The following is a 21,905-nucleotide window of genomic DNA, read 5'->3' as shown; positions in this document are numbered from 1 at the left end:
TGTGCTATGATTTCCTGTCGTTTTGATCGCGTCGCCGGCGGCCGGTACGCGCAGTGTCGGCGCCTTGCGCCGATGCCGAAAAAACCGGGCCGCGCAGACAGGATGCAAGCCCTCTAGATGGTCGATTCCGCGAAAGAAATCATTCCCGTCAATCTCGAAGACGAGATGCGCCGCAGTTACCTCGATTACGCGATGAGCGTGATCGTGGGCCGCGCGCTCCCCGACGTCCGCGACGGCCTCAAGCCGGTTCACCGCCGCGTGCTGTTTGCGATGAACGAGCTTGGCGCGCACAGCAACAAGCCGTATTACAAGTCGGCGCGTATCGTCGGTGACGTCATCGGTAAGTACCACCCGCACGGCGACCAGTCGGTCTACGACACGCTGGTGCGCATGGCCCAGCCGTTCTCGCTGCGCTACCTGCTGGTCGACGGGCAGGGCAACTTCGGTTCGGTCGACGGCGACTCGGCGGCGGCGATGCGTTACACCGAGGCGCGCATGTCGCGCCTGACGCATGAGCTGATGGCCGACATCGACAAGGAAACGGTCGATTTCCAGCCCAACTACGACGAGAAGGAACTCGAGCCGTCGGTGATGCCGACGCGCTTTCCGAACCTGCTGGTCAACGGCTCGGCCGGTATCGCGGTCGGCATGGCGACCAATATCCCGCCGCACAACCTGGGTGAGGTCGTCGATGCGCTGATCGCGCTGATCGACAACCCCGAGATCGACATCGACGGGTTGATGGAATACATCCCCGGTCCCGATTTCCCGACCGCGGGCATCATCAACGGCGTGGGCGGCATCCATCTGGCCTACCGCACCGGTCGCGGTCGCGTACGCATGCGCGCCAAGGCCGAGGTCGAAGTGGCCGACAACGGCCGCGAGTCGATCATCGTCACCGAGATTCCCTACCAGGTGAACAAGGCGCGGCTGATCGAGAAGATCGCCGAGCTGGTCAAGGAAAAGAAGCTCGAGGGCATCAGCGAACTGCGCGACGAGTCCGACAAGGACGGCATGCGCATCTACATCGAGGTCAAGCGCGGCGAGTCGGCCGAGGTCGTGCTCAACAACCTCTATTCGCAGACGCAGATGGAGTCGGTGTTCGGCATCAACATGGTGGCGCTGGTCGACGGCCGCCCGCAGCTGCTGAACCTGCGCCAGATCCTCGAGGCGTTCGTCCGCCACCGCCGCGAGGTGGTCACCCGCCGGACGATCTTCGAGCTGCGCCGCGCCCGCAACCGCGCGCACATCCTCGAAGGCCTGACGGTCGCGCTGGCCAACATCGACGAGATGATCGAGCTGATCAAGACCTCGGAGAATCCCAACGTCGCCCGCGAGCGGATGCTCGGCAGGCGCTGGGACGCCGGGCTGGTCGGCGCACTGCTGGCCGCCAGTGGTGCCGAGGCCTCGCGCCCCGAGGATCTGCCCGATGGCGTGGGCCTGATCGACGGCAGCTACCAGCTGACCGAGGCCCAGGCGCAGCAGATCCTGGAGATGCGCCTGCACCGCCTGACCGGGCTGGAGCAGGACCGCCTGACCGACGAGTACAAGCAGCTGCTGGAGACCATCCGCGGCCTGATCGAGATCCTCGAAGATCCCGACGTGCTGCTGGAAGTGATCCGCACCGAACTGCGCAACGTCAAGGCCGAGTTCGGCGACGAGCGCCGCAGCGAGATCCGCGCCAGCGAAGAGGATCTGGACATCCTCGACCTGATCGCACCCGAGGACGTGGTGGTCACGCTGTCGCATGCCGGCTACGCCAAGCGCCAGCCGGTCAGCGCCTATCGCGCGCAGAAGCGCGGCGGCCGCGGCCGCAATGCGGCGTCGACCAAGGACGAGGATTTCATCGAACAGCTGTGGCTGGTCAACACCCACGACACACTGCTGACCTTCACCAGTGCCGGCCGCGTGTTCTGGCTGCCGGTGCACCAGCTGCCCGACGCCGGCCCGAATGCGCGCGGCCGTCCGATCATCAACTGGATTCCGCTCGAGGCCGACGAAAAGGTGCAGGCCGTGGTGCCGGTGCGCGAGTACGTCGAGGGCCAGTACGTGTTCTTCGCCACCCGCAGCGGCACCGTCAAGAAGACCCCGCTGACCGAGTTCGCCTATCGGCTGGCGCGCGGCAAGATCGCGATCCGCCTCGACGACGGCGATGCGCTGGTCGGCGTCGCGCTGACCGACGGCGATCGCGATGTGCTGCTGTTCGCCTCCAATGGCAAGACGGTCCGCTTCAGCGAGAACCGTGTGCGTTCGATGGGCCGCACCGCCGGCGGCGTGCGCGGTATTCGACTCGATGCCGGCGAGCACGTCGTGAGTCTGATCGTCGCCGAGAGCGCGGGTGGGATCGAGGACGAGACCTTCGAGGAGACGGTCGAGGACGCGGCGCCCGAGGCGAGCGCTGAGAGCAACGGCGAGGCCGTGGTGGTCGAAACCGGCGCGGGCGAGGACATCGGCTACATCCTCACTGCGACCGAGAACGGCTATGGCAAGCGCACGCCGCTGTCGGAGTACCCGTGCAAGGGCCGCGGCACGCGCGGCGTGATCGGCATCCAGACCACCGAGCGCAATGGTCGCCTGGTCGGCGCGGTGCTGCTGCGCAATGCCGACGAGGTGCTGCTGATCTCCAACGGCGGCACCCTGGTGCGGACCCGCGCCTCGGAGATCGCCCGGGTCGGCCGCAACACCCAGGGCGTGACCCTGATGCGCCTGTCCAAGGACGAGCGCCTGCAGGGCATCGAGCGCGTCGACGGCGCGATCGAAGACGAGACCGTCGACCCGATCGCACCGCCGCCGGCGGGCGACGCCCCGGCCAGCGCCGTGGACGTCCCAAGCCCCGACGCCTGACGCCGCTTAGAATCCGGCGTCCAAACTGGGGTCAGAGTGCCTTTTCCAAGGAAAAGACATTCTGACCCCTTCGCTTTTTGGGCGCCTTGCCTGTTGGCCCCGTCGCTTTTGGGCGCCGTCACGTTGATTCTGGCCTTTCGCATGCCTGCCGCATTGGGGAAATGCACTCTGACCCCGGTTTTGAAAAGTGCGCGTTGAGGGCTTGGCGTTCCTATACTGCGCCGGTTGCCAGGCGGGGAATCGGGATGTCGATCGGAATGTGGGGGCGCGTTGGCGCCCGTTGCAGCGCGGTGCTGGTGCTCGTACTGGCGGTCATGTTCGTGGCCGGCTGCCGGCGTGATGTCGGGGGTCAGGTGCCCACGGCGGGCGGCGAGGCGATTCGCACCGAGCGCGCGCAGGTCGAGGGGTTCGGCCTGGTACGGGCATTTCCCGACCAGCATGATGGTGCGCTGTCGCTGGCCCTCGAGTTCTCGCAGCCACTGGTCGGCACGCAGGATTTCGATGCGCTGGTGACCCTGGCCGACAATGCCGGTCGTGAGGGCAGCTGGACGCTCGACGACGACGGCAAGGTGCTGCGTTTCCCGCATGTCGAGGCCAACCGCGACTACACGGTGCGCATTTCCGGCAAGCTGACCGCAGCCGACGGCAGCACGCTGGGCCAGGATCTCGAGCGCAAGGTGTTCACCGGCGAGCTCGATCCGGTCGTCGGCTTCGCCTCGCAGGGCAGCGTGCTGCCGGCGAAGGAATCGCGCGGCCTGCCGATCGTCTCGATCAATGTCGACGAGGTCGATGTTGAGTTCCTGCGCGTCGACGACGCCTCGTTGCCTGCGTTCTTCACTCAGTACCAGCGCGGCGGCCGGCGCGGCAGCTGGGATCTCGACGACCACTACGGCTACAGCGGCCGCACGCCGCTGTCGCAGTTGGCCAAGCCGGTGTACGTCAACCGGTTTTCGATCGACGGCGCGCGCAACGAGCGCGTGCTGACCTATCTGCCGTTGCAGGGCATCAAGGAACTGCAGCAGCCCGGGCTGTACTTTGCGGTGATGAAGCGCACCGGCGCGTTCACCGACCAGTTCGAGACCGCGTTCTTCACCGTCAGCGACATCGGCCTGCACGCGCGCGCCTACCGCGAGCGGATGTTCGTGCATACAGCGTCGCTGCAGGACGGCGCGCCGATCGGCAATGCCGAGCTCAAGGTGCTCGACGGCAAGGGCGAGACGGTCTTCCGCGCCAAGACCGACGCGCGCGGCAATGCGATGCTCGACTACACGCTCGATGCGGCGCACGTGCTGGTCGCCACTCGGGGCGGCGATGTGTCGATGCTGCCGTTCAACCAGCCGGCGCTGGACCTGTCGGAGTTCGCGGTCGGTGGCCGGGAGCAGGCCTGGTTCGATGTGTTCGCCTGGTCGGGGCGCGATCTCTACCGCCCCGGGGAGACAGTCCGCGTCTCGGCGCTGCTGCGCGACCAGGACGGACGCCCGGTGCAGGCGAAGGACGGCCGTGCGCAGACGTTGTTCGCCCGCCTGCGCCAGCCCGACGGCAAGACCTTCCTCGAGCGTCGCATCGAGCCGGGCGAGGGCGGCTACGTCCGGTTCGAGCAGGAGATCCCGGTGGATGCGCCGACCGGCAGCTGGCGCGTGGAGTTCCGCACCGATCCGGCGAGCCGCGAGGCGGTGCAGGGCATGACCTTGCGGATCGAGGAGTTCCTGCCCGAGCGCATGAAGCTCGACCTCGACGCCGCGCAGGCGACGCTGCGCCCGGGGCAGCCGCTGCGGCTGCAGGCGACCGGCGCCTATCTCTACGGTGCGCCGGCGGCGGGCAATCGCTTCACCGCGCGCCTCGCGGTGGCCGTCGAGCGCACGCCGGTCGAGGGCCTGCCGGGCTTCGTCTTCGGTGACCCGACTGTGGATCTGCCGCGCGAGGCCAAGGATGTCGTCGATGAGGCGCTCGATGCGCAGGGTCGCCTGCAGGCCGATATCGCGCTGCCCGACGAGGCCAGACCGGTCACGCCGATCGCGGCGATCGTCTCCGGCAGCCTGTTCGAAACCGGCGGGCGCAGCGTCAACCGCACACTCAAGCGGGTGCTGTGGCCGGCCGACGCGCTGGTCGGGGTGCGCCCGCTGTTCGACCCCGACGACGGCGCCGATGCCAATGGCACGGCACGCTTCGAGCTGGTGCGTGTGGGTCAGGACGGCAAGCCGCGGCCGCTGCAGGGCCTGAAGGTGTCGCTGGTGCGCGAGCATCGCGACTACCACTGGCGCAACGACGACGATGGCTGGCGCTACGAGTACACGCAGCGCTTCGAGACGGTGGACACGCGCAGTGTCGATGCCGGCACTGCCGCCGCACGCTTCGATGTACCGGTGGAGTGGGGCGAGTACCGCATCGATGTCGAGGACCCGCAGACCAAGCTGGTCTCGCGCTATCCCTTCCGTGCCGGCTGGGGCTGGGACGACGACAACCGCGGGCTCGACGCGCGGCCCGACAAGGTCAAGGTCGCGCTGGACAAGACCGGGTATCGCGCCGGCGACACGATGCGCGTCACGGTCACGCCGCCGCATCCGGGCAAGGGCCTGCTGATGGTCGAAAGCGACCGCATGCTCTATCTGCACGAGATCGATGCCAAGCCGGGCAGCACGTTCGAGATCCCGGTCACCGAGGAGTGGGAACGTCACGACGTCTACGTCACCGCGCTGGTGTTTCGCGGTGGCAGTGCCGCGAGTGCGGTCACGCCGGCGCGTGCGGTCGGCATCGCGCATGTGCCGATGCAGCGGCGCGATCGCCGGGTCGCGGTCGGGCTGCGGGCGCCGGAGCAGGTCCGCCCCGAAGGCCCGATGCAGGTCACCGTGAGCGCACCGCAACTGGCCGGCCAGTCGGCCTGGGTCACGGTCTCGGCGGTCGATGTGGGCATCCTCAACATCACCCGCTTCCCGGTGCCCGATGCCTGGCGGCATTTCTTCGCGCAGCGCCGGTTCGGCGTCGATGCCTACGATCTCTATGGGCGGATCATCGAAAGCTACGAGGGCGGCACGGCGAAGCTGCGCTTCGGCGGCGACGCGCCACTGGCCTCGCTGCCGCAGGCGCGTCGCCCCACCGCACGCGTGCAGACCGTCGATCTGTTCGCAGGCCCGGTGAAGCTCGACGCCCGCGGCAATGCGCGCGTGCCGCTGCAACTGCCCGACTTCAACGGCACGCTGCGGGTCTCGGCGCTGGTGTTCTCGGCCGACCGCTACGGCAGTCGCGATGTCGAGACCCTGGTGCGCGCGCCGGTCGTTGCCGAGGCCAGCATGCCGCGGGTGCTCGCGCCTGGCGACCGCAGCACGGTGACCCTGGACTTGACCAATTTCAGTGGGCGGGCAGGCGAGTTCGACGTCCGCGTCGACGGCGTCGGGCCGCTGGCGATTGGCGAGGGCAGTCGCCGGGTGTCGCTGGCCGCTGGCGACAAGACCACGCTGCGCTTCCCGCTGACCGCGCAGTCCGGCTATACCGTCGCCAAGGTCCGCGTGCGCGTCGACGGCAACGGCCACCGCGTCGATCGCAGCTACGACCTGCCGGTGCGGCCGGCGTGGCCGGCGGTGTTGCGCTCGAGCACGCGGGTGCTCGACGGCACCACGCCACTGACCCTCGACACCGGCGCCATGTCCGGGCTGATGCCCGGCTCGGTCACGGCGCGGGTCTCGGTCAGCGCGCTGCCGCCGATTCCATTCGCCGCCGCGATCGACGGTGCGTTGCACTATCCCTATGGCTGCGCCGAGCAGACCACCAGTCGCGGTTACGCGGCGCTGCAACTCGACGATGCGACCGTCTCGATGCTGGGCATCCGCGACATCGACGCCGGCAAGCGGCGCCGGGTGGTCGAGGCCGCGTTCGGCCGGCTGGCGGCGATGCAGGTCGGCACCGGGCACTTCTCGATGTGGGGCGGCGACGGCGACGTCAATCCGATGCTCACGCCGTACATCGTCGAGTTCCTGCTCGATGCGCGTGACGCCGGTTTCGCGGTGCCGGAAGGCGTGCTGCAGAAGGCGCTCGAGCGCTTGTCCGAGGACTTGTTGTCGGGCGGCGACGGCTTCTACGGCCAGAACGAGCGTGACCACCTGCGTTTCGCCTATCAGGCCTACGCCGGCTACGTGCTCGCGCGGGTCAACCGTGCGCCACTGGGCACGCTGCGCGGGCTCTACGACAACGAGCGCGCGAAGGCACGGACCGGCCTGCCGCTGGTGCATCTGGGCTTGGCGCTGTCGCTGCAGGGCGACAAGGCCCGCGGCGAGCGGGCGATCGAGGCCGGGTTCGCGTTCAAGGGCGACCGCCCGGGCTATCTGTGGGACTACGGCTCGCCGTTGCGTGATGCCTCGCTGATGATCGCGCTGACCCACGAGCGCGACATGGCCAAGCCCACCTACGACGCCCGCGCGGTCGACATCGGCCGCGAGATCGACGCCCGTCGGCAGCGCAGCTGGATGTACCTGAGCACCCAGGAGCAGATCGCGATCGCGCGGCTGGGTCGGGCCCTGACGGCCGATCAGAACCGCCGGGTGTCGGGCACGCTGCAAGAGGGCGAGGTCGAGGAGGCGATCGCCCCGGCGGCGATCGTCGGACGTGCCTTCGACGAGGCCGGGCTGCGCCGCGGGGTGCGCTTCGTGCCCAAGGGCGAACCGCCGATGTACGCCAGCATCGATGTCGCCGGTGTGCCGCTGCAGGCGCCGGCCGCCGATGCCAGTGCGCTGAAGGTCGAGCGCCGGCTCTACGGCACCGACGGTCAGCCGTGGACACCTGGGCCGCTGGCCGAGGGCGATGCACTCATCGTCGCAGTGTCGGTGGTGGCCGACCGCGACATGCCCGACGCGCTGCTGACCGACCTGTTGCCGGCGGGCCTGGAGGTGGAGAACTTCAATCTCGGCGACGGCAAGCAGTGGGCCGATGTCGTGGTCGACGGCATCCGGATCACCGAACGCGGCAGCCAGGCGACCGTGCAGCACGAGGAGTACCGCGACGACCGCTTCGTCGCCGCGCTCAAGCTCGACAGCGGCCGCACCGCGCGGGTGTTCTACCTGGTCCGCGCGGTCAGTCCCGGCACCTACACCGTGCCGCCGCCGCTGGTCGAGGACATGTACCGGCCGCAGCTGCGCGGTGTCGGTCGATCGGTCCCCGAGCAGATCACGGTGGTCGAGCCGTGATCCTTGCCCGCGCCGCGATGGCCTCGCGGCGCGGTGCCAGCGTCATGTCGCGCCCATCGGGTGATGGTGGAACACCTTGCTCACGATCCGCCACTGCCCGTCGAGTTTCACCAGGGTGAGGAGATCGATGAAGGCCTTGGGCGGTATCGAGCACGTCACCTTGGCCAATGCCGTCACCGGACCGGCCAGTTCCAGCGAGACGATGCGGTCGGTGCGTGCATGGCCCTGGCTGGCAGGCGAGGGGCGCGCGGCGACGATGGGAAAGTACTGCGTCATGTCCAGGTGCAGCAGGTGGCCGTCGCTGGCGCTGAAGTAGTGCGCCTGGGGGTGGAACACCTGCGCGAGCAGCGACACGTCGCTGTGGTGCAGACCATCGAAGTAGCGCGCCAGGGCGTCGGCAATGGCCTCCGCTTCACGTGCGAACGCGATGCTGGCGCTCATGTCCGGCGCTCCGCACGAAGGGCCGTGACCGGCCGGCCATGCACGCCCCAATTGTCGAGTTCGACCTCCTCGATGATCACGTGGGTGAGGGCCGGGTCCTTGGCCAGCACGCGCTGCAGCAGTTCGGTCACGCCTGCGATCAATGCCGCCTTCTGGAGGGCAGTGGTGCCTTCGCGGGTGATCCGGATGTGGACGTAGGGCATGGTGGACTCCTGTCAGTGCCGACGTCGCGCGACCGCACGCACGCGCTCGCCGAACAGCCGTGCGGTCTCCAGATCGCCTGCCGCCATGCCCTCGTGCGACACGTCCGCAGGCGTGGCCGCCATCAGGCCGCTGAACGCTGCGAGATAGTTCACATCGTCGCGTCCGGAGCTGCGGACGTTTGCCGGCATCAGGCCGGTGCCGGTCCAGACCATGCCGTGCTGCTGGGAGAAGGTGAACAGCGCCCCCAGGGTCGCGAGCTTGTCGCCGTTGATGCCCGCTGAGTGGGTGAATCCCGCGGCCAGCTTGTCGCGCCAGCGCTGCGCCGTCCACAGCGTGGCGGTGGCGTCCTGGAAGCGCTTGAACTGCCAACTCACATTGCCCATGCAGGTCGGTGACCCGAAGATCAGGACGTCGGACGCATCCAGGCGCGCCCAGTCCTCGGCCGAGAGTTGGCCTTGCGCGTCGATCTCGACGAGGGCGGTGTCCGATGCGGCCGCAATGGCCAGTGCCAGGCGGCGGGTGTGACCGTGGCTGGTGTGGAAGACGATGCTCGTACGGGGGGACATGCGGTGCCTCGGGGTAGGGGACGGGGTGCCGGAATGCTATGAGGCGCCAATGGGTTGATAAACGGATAATCTGGAACATCACCAGTGAGCTCGAGTCATCAATGCCGCGCGATTTCCAGGATGTGTCCCTGGCGAGCCTCGAACTGTTCTGTCTGGCGGCCGAGTTGGAGAGCTTCACCGCAGCCGCGCACCAGGCGGCGCTCACGCCGGCGGCCGTCAGTCGCGCGATCGGCCGTCTTGAAGACCGGCTGCAGGTGCGCTTGTTCGTGCGCACCACCCGGCGCGTCCGACTCACCGAGGCAGGTCGTGCGTATCACGTGCAGTGCCAGCAGGCGCTGGGCCAACTGGCCGAAGCGGAACGGCAACTCTCCGGCCATCAGGTCGAGCCCGCGGGTCTGGTGCGCATCAGCGCACCCACCACGTTCGGCCACCATTGCCTGTTGCCCGCGCTGCCGGCGTTCCGCGCGCGCTATCCGCAGGTCCGCGTGGATGTGCAGTTGAGCAATCGCAATATCGACTTCACCGCCGATGGCTTCGATCTGGCCGTGCGTGGCCGCGAGCAGGCGGATTCGGGTCTCATCGCCCGGCGGTTGCTGGACGCGGAACTGGTGGTCGTCGCCACGCCCGACTACCTCCGCCGGCATGGCGAACCGGAGACGGTGGACGATCTGCAGCACCACGACTGTATCCAGTTCATCCTGCCCAGCTCCGGGCAGCGCGTGCCATGGCGACTGCGCGTCGGCGGTGTCGAGCGGGACGTGGCCACCACCGGGGGATGCACCTGTACCGACGACATCCTGGGCGTGGTCACGCTGGCCCAAGCGGGCGCGGGACTGGCGCAGGTCTATCGTTTCACCGTGGAGCAGGCGCTCGCACGCGGCGGACTGGTCGAAGTGATGCAGGCCTACGGCGGGGCCTCGCGGCCGTTCTCGCTGATCCACCCGAGCAATCGCCACATGCCGTTGCGGGTGCGGGTGCTGGCGGACTTCCTCGCTGCATGGCTGCGGGATCGGGCGCGCGACGGGTCGCGGCCGCACGCGCCCGACTAGACTATGCGCCATGCCCATCGCAGATCTCGCCTCCTGCTTCCTGCCGGCTCGATCCCGGATGGCCAGGGCGTGTGCGGCGCATGCGCCGGGGGCCGGGGCGGGCGGGTTGGCGTCGAGCACCTGGGCAGCGATTCGACGCGGAAGCGGGATTGTCCGGGTGTCCCGCCGTGATGTCTGTGTCTGAGCATCGACGATGTCGGCTGCGTCGGTTGCGTCGGCTGTTGCCCGCCCTGCGCTGGGGGACGGTTGCACTGCTGCTGTCGCTGCTCGCGCTCGATCTTGCGTTTCCGCCTCAGTTACCCACGCGCGATGACACCAGCGTGCTGGTGGTCGCGCGCGACGGCACGCCGTTGCGCGCGTTCGCCGATGCCGATGGTGTCTGGCGCCACCCGGCCACGCCGGCGAGCGTGTCGCCATACTACCTGCAGGCGCTGCTTGGCTACGAGGATCGCTGGTTCCGGCGCCATCCGGGCGTCAATCCGCTGGCGATGGCGCGTGCGGCCTGGCAGTGGGCGCGGGGCGGGCGGATCGTGTCGGGTGGCTCGACGCTGACGATGCAGGTCGCACGCATCCTCGACCCGCAGCCGGCGCGCGGGCGCACGCTGGGCGGCAAGCTGGTGCAACTGCTGCGGGCGCTGCAACTCGAGGCGCATCTGTCCAAGGACGAGATCCTGGCCCTGTACCTCACACGCGCGCCGTTCGGCGGCACCATCGAGGGCGTCGAGGCGGCGAGCTGGGCGTATCTGGGCAAGCCGGCGGCCCGGCTGTCGCGGGCGGAGGCGGCGCTGCTGGCGGTGTTGCCGCAGGCGCCGAGCCGGTTGCGCCCCGATCGCGCGCCCGAGGCGGCGCGTGCGGCGCGCGACAAAGTGCTCGAGCGCATGGTCGCGCTCGACGTGTGGACGCGCGAGGCGGTCGACGATGCGAAGATCGAGCCGGTCGTGGCGCTCAGTCTGCGGCCGCCGTTGCATGCCGCGCTGCTCGCCCAGCGCCTGCGCGCTGCGAACCCTGGGCAGGCGCGGATCGTCTCGACGATCGACATCGGCCTGCAGCCCATGCTCGAGCAGCGGGTCGCCAGCTACTTCTCGCAGTTGCCCGAGCGCACCTCGGCGGCGCTGCTGGTGGTCGACAACCGCAACCTGGAGGCGTTGGCCTATGTCGGCTCGGTCGCTTTCGGCGATCGTGCGCGGCTGGGCCATGTCGACATGGTGCGCGCCTGGCGCTCGCCCGGCTCGACGCTCAAGCCGTTCCTCTACGGCATGGCGCTCGACGATGGGCTGATCCATTCGGCCAGCCTGCTGGTCGACGCCCCGCAGTCGTTCGGCGGCTATCGTCCAGGCAACTTCGATGCGGCATTCAACGGACCGGTCGCGGCTGCCGATGCGCTGCGCCTGTCGTTGAACGTGCCGGCGGTGGACCTGCTCGACCGGGTGGGTCCGGCGCGCTTTGCCGCGCGGCTCGATAATGCTGGGGTCACGCTGCGCTTCCCGCGCGGCGCGGTGCCGAACCTGTCGCTGATCCTGGGCGGCACCGGCGCGACGCTCGAGCAACTGGTCGGCACCCATGCCGCGTTGCATCGGGGCGGGATCGCCGGGCGCGTGCGCTACACCCCGGGCGCGGCGTCGCGCGACCGCCGCCTGCTGTCGCCGGGGGCGGCCTGGATCGTGCGCGAGATCCTCGAAGCGGCCGACCGGCCGGGCGAGCGCGCCGACACCTTCGACACCGGCGACCGGCCGCGGGTGTCGTGGAAGACTGGGACCAGCTATGGCTATCGCGATGCCTGGGCGATCGGCGGCACCCACCGCTACACGGTCGGGGTGTGGGTCGGCCGTCCCGATGGCACGCCGCTGCCGGGGCAGTACGGCGCAATTACCGCGCTGCCGCTGCTGCTCGAGACGGTCGACAGCCTGCCGCGCGGGCGGGGCGATGCGCTGCGCGCGCCGCCGCCGCGCAATGTGCGGGAGGTCGATATCTGCTGGCCGCTGGGCATCGCGGCCGATGCGCAGGCCGCGCCGCTGTGCCAGCGCCGGCTGACCGCCTGGACCCTCGATGGCAATGTGCCGCCGACCTTTGCCGAGCGCGATGCGGGGCGTTGGAGCGCGGGGCGTGTGCGCTTCGAGATCGACCCGCGCAGCGGGCAGCGGCTATCGGCCGATTGTGACGCTCCGCATCCGCGCGCATCGCGCGAAATCGCGCGCTGGCCGGCGCTGGTCTCGCCGTGGTTGCCCGCGGCCACGCGGCGCGCGGCGCAATTGCCTGCGCTGGCGCCGGACTGCCGGCCTGACGGCCGCGAGACGGCCGCCGCCCTGCATATCGAGGGCTTGGAGCCGGGCGTGACTCTGGTCCGGCCGCCGGGCAGCACACACGGCGTGCGGCTGCAGGTGCGCGCGCTGGGCACCGAGTCGCGCGTGCAGTGGCTGCTCGACGGGCGCTGGATCGGCGAGACCCAGGGCGCGCGCTGGTTGCGCACCGAATTCGAGACGCCCGGCCGCCGCGAGCTGACCGCACTCGCCGACGATGGTGCCTGGCGCAGCGTCGCCTTCCATGTGGCGCCGTAAGCGCCGGTCGGAACTCGCGCGCTACGGCGTGGGGTGCGTCAGTCCAGCTGCGCGAGCACGTGCTCGGCCGAGGACACCTTGAACTCGCCCGGGGCCTCGACGAACAGATGCCGCACCACGCCGTCGTCGGCGTACAACGCGAACCGCTTGGCGCGCGTGCCCATGCCGTAGGCGGTGGCGTCCATCTCCAGGCCGAGCGCGCGCACGAAGTCGGCATTGCCGTCCGACAGCATCTGCAGCCCGGCCGGCACCCCGACGCTGTCGCCCCAGGCCTGCATCACGAACGGGTCGTTGACGGCGATACAGACCACGTCGATGCCGCGGCTGCGGAACGTCTCGAAGTGCTCGACGAAGCCGGGCAGATGGCGTTCGGAGCAGGTCGGTGTGAACGCGCCAGGGACGGCGAACAGCACCACGCGCTTGCCGGAGAACACGGTCGGCGTGTCGATGACGCGAACGCCGTCTTGGATGTGCTTGAGGGTGACTTCGGGGATGGCGTCGCCGATCTGGATGGTCATGGGGGAGTCGCTCGCAACAGGGTGAACGCAGTCTATCCGTTCGCGTGTGGCGTCGATGCGAGCGCTCTTGAAACCCACGCGCCCGTTCCCAAATTCCCGGCATCGCGGCCGACGGGGCCGCTTTTCAACACGGAGCCACTCCATGCGACATGAAGCCTATCGTGCTGTCGCCCGCCAGCCGGCCCTCGCCGGGCGTGCGACGTTCCAGGATGAAATGCGGCGGTTCTTCGACCAGTTCGTGCAGGGCGGCGACGCCCAGGACGAATCATCGGTAGTCACCAGCCAATGGGTCCCGCGCGTGGACATCCACGAAGAGCGCGACCGGTTCGTGATTCTGGCCGACCTGCCGGGCATTGATCCGCAGGATGTCGAGATCTGGATGGACAAGGGCATTCTGAGCCTGAAGGGCGAGCGCCGGACCCATGCCAGCAGCGAGCCGACCGAGGATGGCGAAGGCGGTAGGAACGAGCTGCGGTTCTCGCGCATCGAGCGGGCGACCGGACAGTTCCACCGCCGCTTCTCGCTGCCCGACAGCGCCGATGCCAATGCGATCACCGCAAGCGGACAGAACGGCGTGCTGGAGATCAGCATTCCCAAGCGTCCCGAGACCACGCCGCGACGGATCCAGGTCGGCGCGGCCCAGGACACCGGGACCCAGGCCGTGACGACGCAGGCCTGAGCGGGCGCTGGGATCGCACCGCGCGCAGACGTGGTGCGATGAAGACGGAGACGGCGGCCTGCAGGTATTCTGCGGGCCGCTGTCGCATCCACCCCTTGGATTCGATGATTTCCATTGTCGCGGCGCGTGGCGCGCCGCATCGGAACTCCCCACATGCAGTTCAAGGATTACTACGAGATTCTCGGCGTCGAGCCCAATGCCGGCGATGCGGAGATCAAGACCGCCTATCGCCGCAAGGCGCGCAAGTACCATCCCGACGTCAGCAAAGAGGCCGGCGCCGAAGAGACGTTCAAGGCGATCAACGAGGCCTATGAGGCGCTGCGCGACCCGGAGAAGCGCAAGGCCTACGATCAGTTGCGCGCGCGCGGCTATCGCCCCGGCGACGAAGTCCGGCCACCCCCCGGCGGCTTCGGTGGTGCAGGCGCGGGCGGCGTCGATTTCGACGAGATCTTCGCCGGTGGCGGCGCGGGCGGCGGCTTCAGCGACTTCTTCGAAGAACTGTTCGGCCGGCGTGCCGGCGGCGTCGGCGGTCATGGTGGCCCCGGTGCCCGCGGGCATGCGCCGCGCGGCGATACGCGCGCGCGCCTGGCGGTGCCGCTTGAGACGGTCTATCGCGGCGACAGCATCCGCGTGCCGGTGCTGGGCAAGACCTTCGATGTGCGCATCCCCAAAGGCATCCGCCCCGGGCAGGTCGTGCGCCTGCCCAGGCAAGGCCAGCAGGGCGGAGATCTGCTGCTGGAGATCGAGTACGCGGCCCATCCCGACTTCGAGGTCGATGGCCGCAACATCATCCATTCGCTGCCGATCGCCCCGTGGGACGCCGCACTCGGCGCCACACTGAGCGTGGCGACTCTGGGCGGGCGGGTCGAGCTGAAGATCCCGCCGGGGTCGGAAGCCGGCCGCAAGCTGCGGCTGCGCGGCCGCGGCCTGCCGGGCGTCGGCGGCGCGCCTGCGGGCGATCAACTCGTCGAGCTCGAGATCCAGGCACCGCCGCCGCGCACCGCGGCGCAGACCGCCGCCTACGAAGCACTGCGCGACGCGTTCGCGACAGGCTGACGCCGAGGGCGCCGCGCCAGGCGAACCCTTGGGCGCCAGTGTGTCGAACGCGTCGCCACGCGTCATGACGCTGCCGCATCGGGCGATGCTTCTACTTCTACTTCAACGCACTCCGCCGCTTCTCATCGATCCGCGCCAGGCGAACCTCAGGGCGCCTATCAGTTCGGCGCGTCGCCACGCGTCATGACAATACCGCGTCAAGCGATGCTCTTACTTCAAAACGCGTCGACGCTTCTCATCGATCCGCGCCAGGCGAACCTCAGGGCGCCTATCAGTTCGGCGCGTCGCCACGCGCCATGACAATGCCGCGTCAAGCGATGCTCTTACTTCAAAACGCTCCGCCGCTTCTCATCGATCCACTTCTCCGCCCGCGCCGGCGTATACCCCCGCATCCACGCCAGCATCGCGTCGATGTCATCGCCGTACCACAGGTCGGCGCGCTGATCGGGATGCAGGAACCGCTCTTCGACCATCCGGTCGATCATGCCGATCAGCGGTGCGTAGAAGCCGTCGATATCGAGGAACGCGCAGGGCTTGTTGCCGATGCCCAACTGCCGCCAGGTCAGCATCTCGAAGATCTCCTCCATCGTGCCGAAGCCGCCGGGCAGGGCGACGAAGGCGTCCGACAGCTCGAACATGCGCATCTTGCGCGCGTGCATCGAGTCGACGATCTCCAGTTGCGTGAGGCCGCGGTGCGCGACTTCCCAATCGGCAAGCTGCTTGGGGATGACGCCGGTGACCGAGCCGCCGGCCTCGAGCACCGCATTGGCCACAGTACCCATCAGGCCGACATTGCCGCCGCCGTAGACCAGTTGCAGCCCGTCGCGGGCGATGCGGTCGCCCAGCGCCATTGCGCGTTCGGCGTAGATGGGCTTGCTGCCGGCATTGGAGCCGCAATAGACGCAGATCGATTTCATGTGGGGGGTGTCCTCTTGCAGATGATCGCCCGGGCTGCGGATGCGAATGGCCGGGCCGGAAAGCAGAAGGCTCCGCCGAAGCGGAGCCTTCTTGAGGTCAAGGCGAGGACGCTCAGTTCGCCTTGTGGATCGCCCGCTTGTCGACGGCCATCGCGGCGTCGTGGACGACCTCCGACAGCGACGGATGCGCATGGCAGATCCGCGCCAGGTCGTCGGCCGAGCCCTTGAACTCCATCGTCAGCACGCCTTCGTGCACGAGTTCGGAGACATTGGCACCGACCAGGTGCATGCCCAGCACGCGATCGGTCTCGGCGTGCGCGAGCACCTTGACGAAGCCGGCCGGCTCGACCATCGCGACCGCACGGCCATTGGCGGCGAACGGGAAGCTGCCGGCCTTGTACGGGATGCCCTCGGCCTTGAGCTGCTGTTCGGTCTTGCCGACCCAGGCCAGCTCGGGCTCGGTGTAGATGACCCACGGGATCGTGTCGAAGTTGACGTGGCCGGGCAGGCCGGCGATCAGCTCGGCCACGGCGATGCCTTCCTCGAAGCCCTTGTGCGCCAGCATCGGGCCGCGCACGCAGTCGCCGATCGCCCAGATGCCATCGACGCCGGTATGGCAATGGTCGTCGACTTCGATCTGGCCGCGATCGGTCAGCTTCACGCCGGTGCCTTCGGCCAGCAGGCCCTGGCTGGCGGCCTTGCGGCCGACGGCGACCAGCAGCTTGTCGACGGTGATCGACTGCTCGCCGTCCTTGTCGGCGTAGCTGACGACGACTTCCTTCTTCTTGCCCTTGCCGGTCACTTCGGTCTTGGAGACCTTCGCACCGAGCTTGATGTCCAGGCCCTGCTTCTTGAATTCCTTGAGCGCGGCCTTGCCGACTTCGGCATCGGCGGCGGCGAGGAAGTCGGGCAGTGCTTCGAGGATCGTGACCTCGCTGCCCAGGCGCTTCCACACACTGCCCAGCTCCAGGCCGATGACGCCGGCCCCGATCACCGCCAGGCGCTTGGGCACTTCGGTGAAGTCGAGTGCGCCGACGTTGTCGACGATGGTGTCGCCGTCGAACTTCGCGAACGGCAGTTCGATCGAATCCGAGCCTGCTGCAATGATGACGTTCGTGCCGGTCAGCTCGATTTCCGCGCCATCGTGCTGCTTGACCTTGACCACGCGCTCGGGGTGCAGCGTCGCGAAGCCGTAGAACGGCGTGACCTTGTTGGCCTTGAACAGCATCGCGATGCCGCCGGTGAACTGCTTGACGATCTTGTCCTTGCGACCAACCATCGCGCCGACGTCGATCTTGGCATCCTTGAAGCTGATGCCGTGGTCGCCAAAGATGTGGCCCATGTTCCAGAACTGGCGCGAGGAATCGAGCAGCGCCTTCGACGGAATGCAGCCCACGCGCAGGCACGTGCCGCCGAGTGCCGGCTTGCCGTCCTTGCCGAGCGCGGCGTCGATGCACGCGACCTTCATGCCCAGCTGCGCGGCGCGGATGGCGGCATGGTAGCCGGCCGGTCCGGCGCCGATGACGACCACATCGAATTTCTGCTGTTCGCTCATTTCATTCGCTCACGTGATGGGGGATTCGCGATGGGACGGGCGCAGGCCCGATGCGTGCGGTGATCCTGGCCCGGCTTTGAACGACTGCCGGCCGGCATCACCCCGCACGCATCCCAATCGCGGCATCGCATGCGCGGGCTTAGAGCCCGAGCAGCATGCGATGCGGATTTTCCAGCTGGTTCTTGATGTCGACCAGGAACAGCACCGCGTCCTTGCCGTCGATGATGCGGTGGTCGTAGGAGATCGCGATGTACATCATCGGGGCGGCGACGACCTGGCCGTTCTCGACGATCGCGCGTTCCTTGATCGCGTGCATGCCCAGGATCGCCGACTGCGGCGGGTTGACGATCGGCGTGGACATCAGCGAACCGAAGGTGCCGCCGTTGGTGATCGTGAACGTGCCGCCCTGCAGATCGTCCAGGCCGAGCTTGCCGTCGCGCGCCTTCTTGGCGTAGTCGGCGATGCCCTGTTCGATCTCCGCAAAGCCCATGCGCTCGACATTGCGCAGCACCGGCGTGACCAGGCCCTTGTCGGTCGAGACCGCAATCGAGATGTCGGCGTAGCCGTGGTAGATGATGTCGTCGCCATCGACCGAGGCGTTGATGATCGGGTAACGCTGCAGCGCATTGGCTACGGCCTTGGCGAAGAAGCTCATGAAGCCGAGCTTGATGCCGTGTTCCTTCTGGAACTGCTCGCCCAGTTCCTTGCGCAGCGCCATCACCTTGCCCAGGTTGACCTCGTTGAACGAGGTCAGCATCGCGATCGATTCCTTGGACTGCATCAGGCGCTCGGCGATGCGCTTGCGGATGCGGGTCATCGGCACGCGCTCTTCGGGGCGGGCGCCGCCCGACACGCCGGGGGTCTTGCCGGCGGCGTAGTTGAGCAAGTCTTCCTTGGTCACCGCGCCACGACGGCCGGTGCCTTCGACCTGCGAGGGGTCGATGCCCTTGGACTCGGCGGTGAAGCGCGCGCCAGGCGGCAGGTCGGCGGTCTTGCCACCGGCCACCGACTGCGGCTTGGTCGAGGAGGGCGCCTTGTCGTCGGCCTGCTTGGCCTGCGACTTGGACTGCACTTCCTCGGCACCGGCGGCCGGCGCTTCCTTGTCCTGGTTGCCCGACTCGGCAGCCGGCGGCGCGGCCGCGGCGGCACCTTCCTCGATGATCGCGATGACCTGCTGACTATTGACCGTCGCGCCTTCCTCGAACTTGATCTCCTTGATCACGCCATCGACGGTCGAGGGCACTTCGAGCACGACCTTGTCGGTCTCCAGGTCGACGATGTTCTCGTCGCGGCTGACCGCATCGCCGGCCTTCTTGTGCCAGGTGGCGATGGTGGCGTCGGACACGGATTCGGGCAGGACCGGGACTTTGATTTCAGTGGCCATGTGGCTTCCTGGGAAAAGCGTGGAATGTGGGAATGCGAGCGGAGATTATTCGGACAGGACCTTGCCGGCGAGGTCGTTGACCAGCGCGTCGGCGATGAGCTGCTGCTGCTCGGCGACATGGTCGTTGAAATGACCGACGGCCGGGGAGGGCGAGCGTGCGCGGCCGGCGTAGTGCAGCGACTGCTTGGGCCTCGAGCAGAACTCGAGATGGTGCTTGATCTGGTACCACGCGCCCTGGTTCTGCGGCTCTTCCTGGCACCAGACCACCTCGGTGGCCTTGGAGAAGCGTTCGAGCTCGGCGGTGAGCAACTTGCGCGGGAACGGATAGAGCTGCTCGACCCGGACCAGTGCGACGTTGTCCAGCGACTGCTTGCGGGCTTCCTCGAGCAGGTCGTAATAGACCTTGCCCGAGCACACGACCACGCGCGTGACCTTGGCCGGATCGGCGTCGTGGTCCGGGATCAGGTGCTGGAACTCGCCGTTGGCGAGCTCGTCGAGGGTCGACACCGCCAGCTTGTGGCGCAGCAGCGACTTGGGCGTCATCACCACCAGCGGCTTGCGGGTGGTCATGCACAGCTGGCGGCGGATCATGTGGAACGCCTGCGCCGGTGTGGTCGGCACGCAGACCATCATGTTGTCGAGCGCGCACAGCTGCAGGAAGCGTTCCAGGCGGGCCGAGCTGTGCTCGGGACCCTGGCCTTCGTAGCCGTGCGGCAGGAACAGCGCCAGGCCGCACAGGCGCTGCCATTTGGCCTCACCCGAGGACAGGAACTGGTCGATGACGACCTGGGCGCCGTTGGCGAAGTCGCCGAACTGGCCTTCCCAGATGCACAGCGTGCCGGGCTCGGACGAGGCGTAGCCGTACTCGAACGCCATGACCGCCTCCTCGCTGAGCAGCGAGTCGATGATCGTGGCGTCCTCGGGGTTCTTCACCAGCTGGCGCAGCGGGATGTAGTCCTCGCCGTCCTGCTGGTCGTGGAGCACCGCATGGCGGTGGAAGAACGTGCCGCGGCCGCTGTCCTGGCCGACCAGCCGCAGCCGGTTGCCGGCATCGAGCAGGGTCGCGTAGGCGAGGTTCTCGGCAAAGCCCCAGTCGCCTGGGAGCTCACCGGCGGCCATCTTGCGACGGTCCTCGTAGATCTTGGCCACGCGGGGGTGCAGGTGCACCGAGTCGGGCAGGGTGGTGATCGTCTTGGCCAGCGCCTTGAGCTTGTCGACCGACACCCGGGTGTCGAGCGTGTCGCTGAGCCGGCCGGCGAGATAGGGATCCCAATCGATCGTCAGCTCATAGTCCGACGGCTTGGCGTCGGCCAGTTCCACGGTGACCTCACCGGCATCGAGCTTGTCGCGATAGCGGTCGACGATCGCCTTGGCGTCGGCCTCGGCGAGCACGCCCTCGGCGGCCAGCCGCGCGGCGTAGAGCTCGCGCGGCGTCTTGTGCTTGCGGATCACCTGGTACATCAGCGGCTGGGTCGCCGCCGGCTCGTCGGCCTCGTTGTGGCCGTGGCGGCGGTAGCACACCAGGTCGATGACCACGTCCTTGCCGAAGGTCTGGCGGAAGTCGTAGGCCAGCTCGGCGCAGAACACCACGGCCTCGGGATCGTCCGCGTTCACGTGCAGCACCGGCGCGCCGACCATCTTGGCGACATCGGTGCAGTACAGCGTGGAGCGCGCGTCCTGGCGGTCGCTGGTGGTGAAGCCGACCTGGTTGTTGATGACCACGTGCACCGTGCCGCCGACCGCGAAACCGCGGGCCTGCGACATCTGGAACAGTTCCATGTTCACGCCCTGGCCGGCGAACGCCGCATCGCCGTGCAGCAGCACCGGCAGCACGACCTTGCGCTCGGTGTCGCGGCGGCGGTGCTGGCGCGAACGCACGCTGCCGGCGACCACCGGGTTGACGATTTCCAGGTGCGAGGGGTTGAACGCGAGCGCCAGGTGGACGGCGCCGCCGGGCGTGGCCAGGTCGGCCGAGAAGCCCATGTGGTACTTCACGTCGCCGGTGTGGGCGCGATCGTCGTCGTGGTGCTCGAACTTGCCCTCGAATTCGTCGAACAGCCGGCGCGGGTTCTTGCCGAGCGTGTTGACCAGCACGTTGAGGCGGCCGCGGTGGGCCATGCCGATCACGATGTCCTTGACGCCGTCCTTGCCCGCGCGCTGGATCACGTTGTCGAGCAGCGGGATCAGGGCGTCGCCGCCTTCGAGCGAGAAGCGCTTCTGGCCGACGTACTTGGTGTGCAGATAGCGTTCCAGGCCCTCGGCCGCGGTCAGCCGCTCGAGGATGCGCTTCTTCTCTTCGGGGCTGCGCGCGAACCGGCCGCCGGCGTTCTCGAGCCGGGTGTAGAGCCAGTTGCGCTGCTCGAAGTCCGGGATGTGCATGAACTCGGCGCCGATCGGACCGGCATAGGTCGCCTTGAGCAGCGCCAGCAGGTCGCGCAGTTTCATGCGCGGCTGGCCGCCCACGCCGCCGGTGCTGAACTCATCGTCGAGATCGGCTTCGGTGAGCTGGTGGAACGGCAGCCCCAGGTCCGGCGGATTGACCGGCGGGGTCATGTCCAGCGGGTCGAGCCGGGCGCCCAGGTGGCCGCGCGAGCGGTAGGCGGTGATCAGGCGGCCGACGTGGCGTTCGCGCTCATCGCCCGCGCCCGAGGCCTGGGTCTGGACCACGCCGCGCGCAGCCTGTCGGCCAGCGTCGGCGACTGCCGACAGCACCGCCGAGTGCGGCACGTCGCCGGCCTCGCGGCCCTTGAACGTGTCGAACCACCGTTTCCAGTCCGTCCCGACGCTGTCGGGGTCCACGAGATACTGCTCGTACAGGTCTTCGATATAGGCGGCATTGGCGCCGAACTGCGACGACTGCGCAAACTGCTTCAGGAGACTGTCCACGTCTGGCGATTCGGACTCTTTGGGGAGGGGGGTGCGGCGTGCCGGAATGCCGGAAAAAGCCGGAATCTGGCGGCCAG

14 protein-coding genes are annotated in these 21,905 nt (G+C 68.4%); 6 read left to right on the top strand and 8 right to left on the bottom strand.

Annotation, left to right across the window (positions count from 1 at the left end; all coding sequences use genetic code 11):
- Nucleotides 1-117: 117 nt before the first annotated feature.
- Together gyrA and FHW73_RS09125 are read left to right on the top strand one after the other, a co-directional pair.
- A complete protein-coding gene (gene gyrA, locus FHW73_RS09130; protein ID WP_183426393.1) occupies nt 118-2,844 on the top strand; it encodes a DNA gyrase subunit A in 2,727 nt (908 codons plus the stop codon).
- Nucleotides 2,845-3,158: 314 nt separating this feature from the next.
- Complete coding sequence (locus tag FHW73_RS09125; protein WP_255492901.1) at nt 3,159-8,018, top strand: alpha-2-macroglobulin; 4,860 nt, start codon at nt 3,159-3,161, stop codon at nt 8,016-8,018.
- A gap of 42 nt (nt 8,019-8,060) precedes the next feature.
- On the opposite strand, the gene FHW73_RS09120 is transcribed toward FHW73_RS09125, so the two are convergent.
- The 3 genes from FHW73_RS09120 to FHW73_RS09110 are packed head-to-tail and all read right to left on the bottom strand — an operon-like array spanning nt 8,061 to nt 9,229.
- Nucleotides 8,061-8,459: a nuclear transport factor 2 family protein gene (locus tag FHW73_RS09120; protein ID WP_183426392.1), complete on the bottom strand. Its 399-nt coding sequence runs from the start codon at nt 8,457-8,459 to the stop codon at nt 8,061-8,063.
- Entirely contained in the window at nt 8,456-8,662 is a 207-nt protein-coding gene (locus FHW73_RS09115; RefSeq protein ID WP_183426391.1) for a 4-oxalocrotonate tautomerase family protein, read from the bottom strand. The genes FHW73_RS09120 and FHW73_RS09115 overlap by 4 nt, the downstream gene beginning before the upstream one ends.
- A gap of 12 nt (nt 8,663-8,674) precedes the next feature.
- Nucleotides 8,675-9,229 (bottom strand): flavodoxin family protein, encoded by a 555-nt coding sequence (locus FHW73_RS09110; protein WP_183426390.1) that lies wholly within the window; start codon nt 9,227-9,229, stop codon nt 8,675-8,677.
- Between the two features lie 101 nt (nt 9,230-9,330).
- Between FHW73_RS09110 and FHW73_RS09105 the strand changes: the two genes are divergently transcribed.
- Both FHW73_RS09105 and pbpC read left to right on the top strand, forming a co-directional pair.
- Entirely contained in the window at nt 9,331-10,278 is a 948-nt protein-coding gene (locus tag FHW73_RS09105; protein WP_183426389.1) for a LysR family transcriptional regulator, read from the top strand.
- 170 nt (nt 10,279-10,448) lie between these two features.
- Nucleotides 10,449-12,833, top strand: a complete 2,385-nt coding sequence (gene pbpC / locus FHW73_RS09100) for a penicillin-binding protein 1C (RefSeq protein ID WP_183426388.1) — start codon at nt 10,449-10,451, stop codon at nt 12,831-12,833.
- Between the two features lie 38 nt (nt 12,834-12,871).
- Here pbpC and FHW73_RS09095 read toward each other — a convergent pair whose 3' ends face one another.
- On the bottom strand, nt 12,872-13,351 hold the full coding sequence (locus tag FHW73_RS09095; protein WP_183426387.1) for a peroxiredoxin: 480 nt from the start codon (nt 13,349-13,351) through the stop codon (nt 12,872-12,874).
- A 214-nt stretch (nt 13,352-13,565) separates the two neighbouring features.
- On the opposite strand from FHW73_RS09095, the gene FHW73_RS09090 reads away from it, so the two are divergent.
- The gene (locus FHW73_RS09090) at nt 13,566-14,030 is read left to right on the top strand and encodes an Hsp20/alpha crystallin family protein (protein ID WP_255492900.1); all 465 of its coding nucleotides are present in this window, start codon (nt 13,566-13,568) and stop codon (nt 14,028-14,030) included.
- 153 nt (nt 14,031-14,183) lie between these two features.
- The gene (locus FHW73_RS09085; protein ID WP_183426385.1) at nt 14,184-15,086 is read left to right on the top strand and encodes a DnaJ C-terminal domain-containing protein; all 903 of its coding nucleotides are present in this window, start codon (nt 14,184-14,186) and stop codon (nt 15,084-15,086) included.
- A gap of 323 nt (nt 15,087-15,409) precedes the next feature.
- On the opposite strand, the gene FHW73_RS09080 is transcribed toward FHW73_RS09085, so the two are convergent.
- The 4 genes from FHW73_RS09080 to FHW73_RS09065 form a co-directional block, all read right to left on the bottom strand.
- Complete coding sequence (locus FHW73_RS09080; protein WP_183426384.1) at nt 15,410-16,003, bottom strand: TIGR00730 family Rossman fold protein; 594 nt, start codon at nt 16,001-16,003, stop codon at nt 15,410-15,412.
- Nucleotides 16,004-16,115: 112 nt separating this feature from the next.
- Complete coding sequence (lpdA, locus tag FHW73_RS09075; protein WP_183426383.1) at nt 16,116-17,558, bottom strand: dihydrolipoyl dehydrogenase; 1,443 nt, start codon at nt 17,556-17,558, stop codon at nt 16,116-16,118.
- A 139-nt stretch (nt 17,559-17,697) separates the two neighbouring features.
- Nucleotides 17,698-18,942 carry a dihydrolipoyllysine-residue succinyltransferase gene (gene sucB, locus FHW73_RS09070; RefSeq protein ID WP_183426382.1) on the bottom strand — a complete coding sequence of 415 codons (1,245 nt, stop codon included), beginning with the start codon at nt 18,940-18,942 and terminating at the stop codon, nt 17,698-17,700.
- A 45-nt stretch (nt 18,943-18,987) separates the two neighbouring features.
- Complete coding sequence (locus tag FHW73_RS09065; protein WP_345776168.1) at nt 18,988-21,828, bottom strand: 2-oxoglutarate dehydrogenase E1 component; 2,841 nt, start codon at nt 21,826-21,828, stop codon at nt 18,988-18,990.
- Nucleotides 21,829-21,905 lie beyond the last annotated feature (77 nt).

The organism is Luteimonas sp. RC10 (assembly GCF_014192745.1).
Lineage (GTDB): Bacteria > Pseudomonadota > Gammaproteobacteria > Xanthomonadales > Xanthomonadaceae > Luteimonas.
Note: the sequence above shows the minus strand (reverse complement) of the source record. Positions and strands in the feature narration are given on the sequence as shown.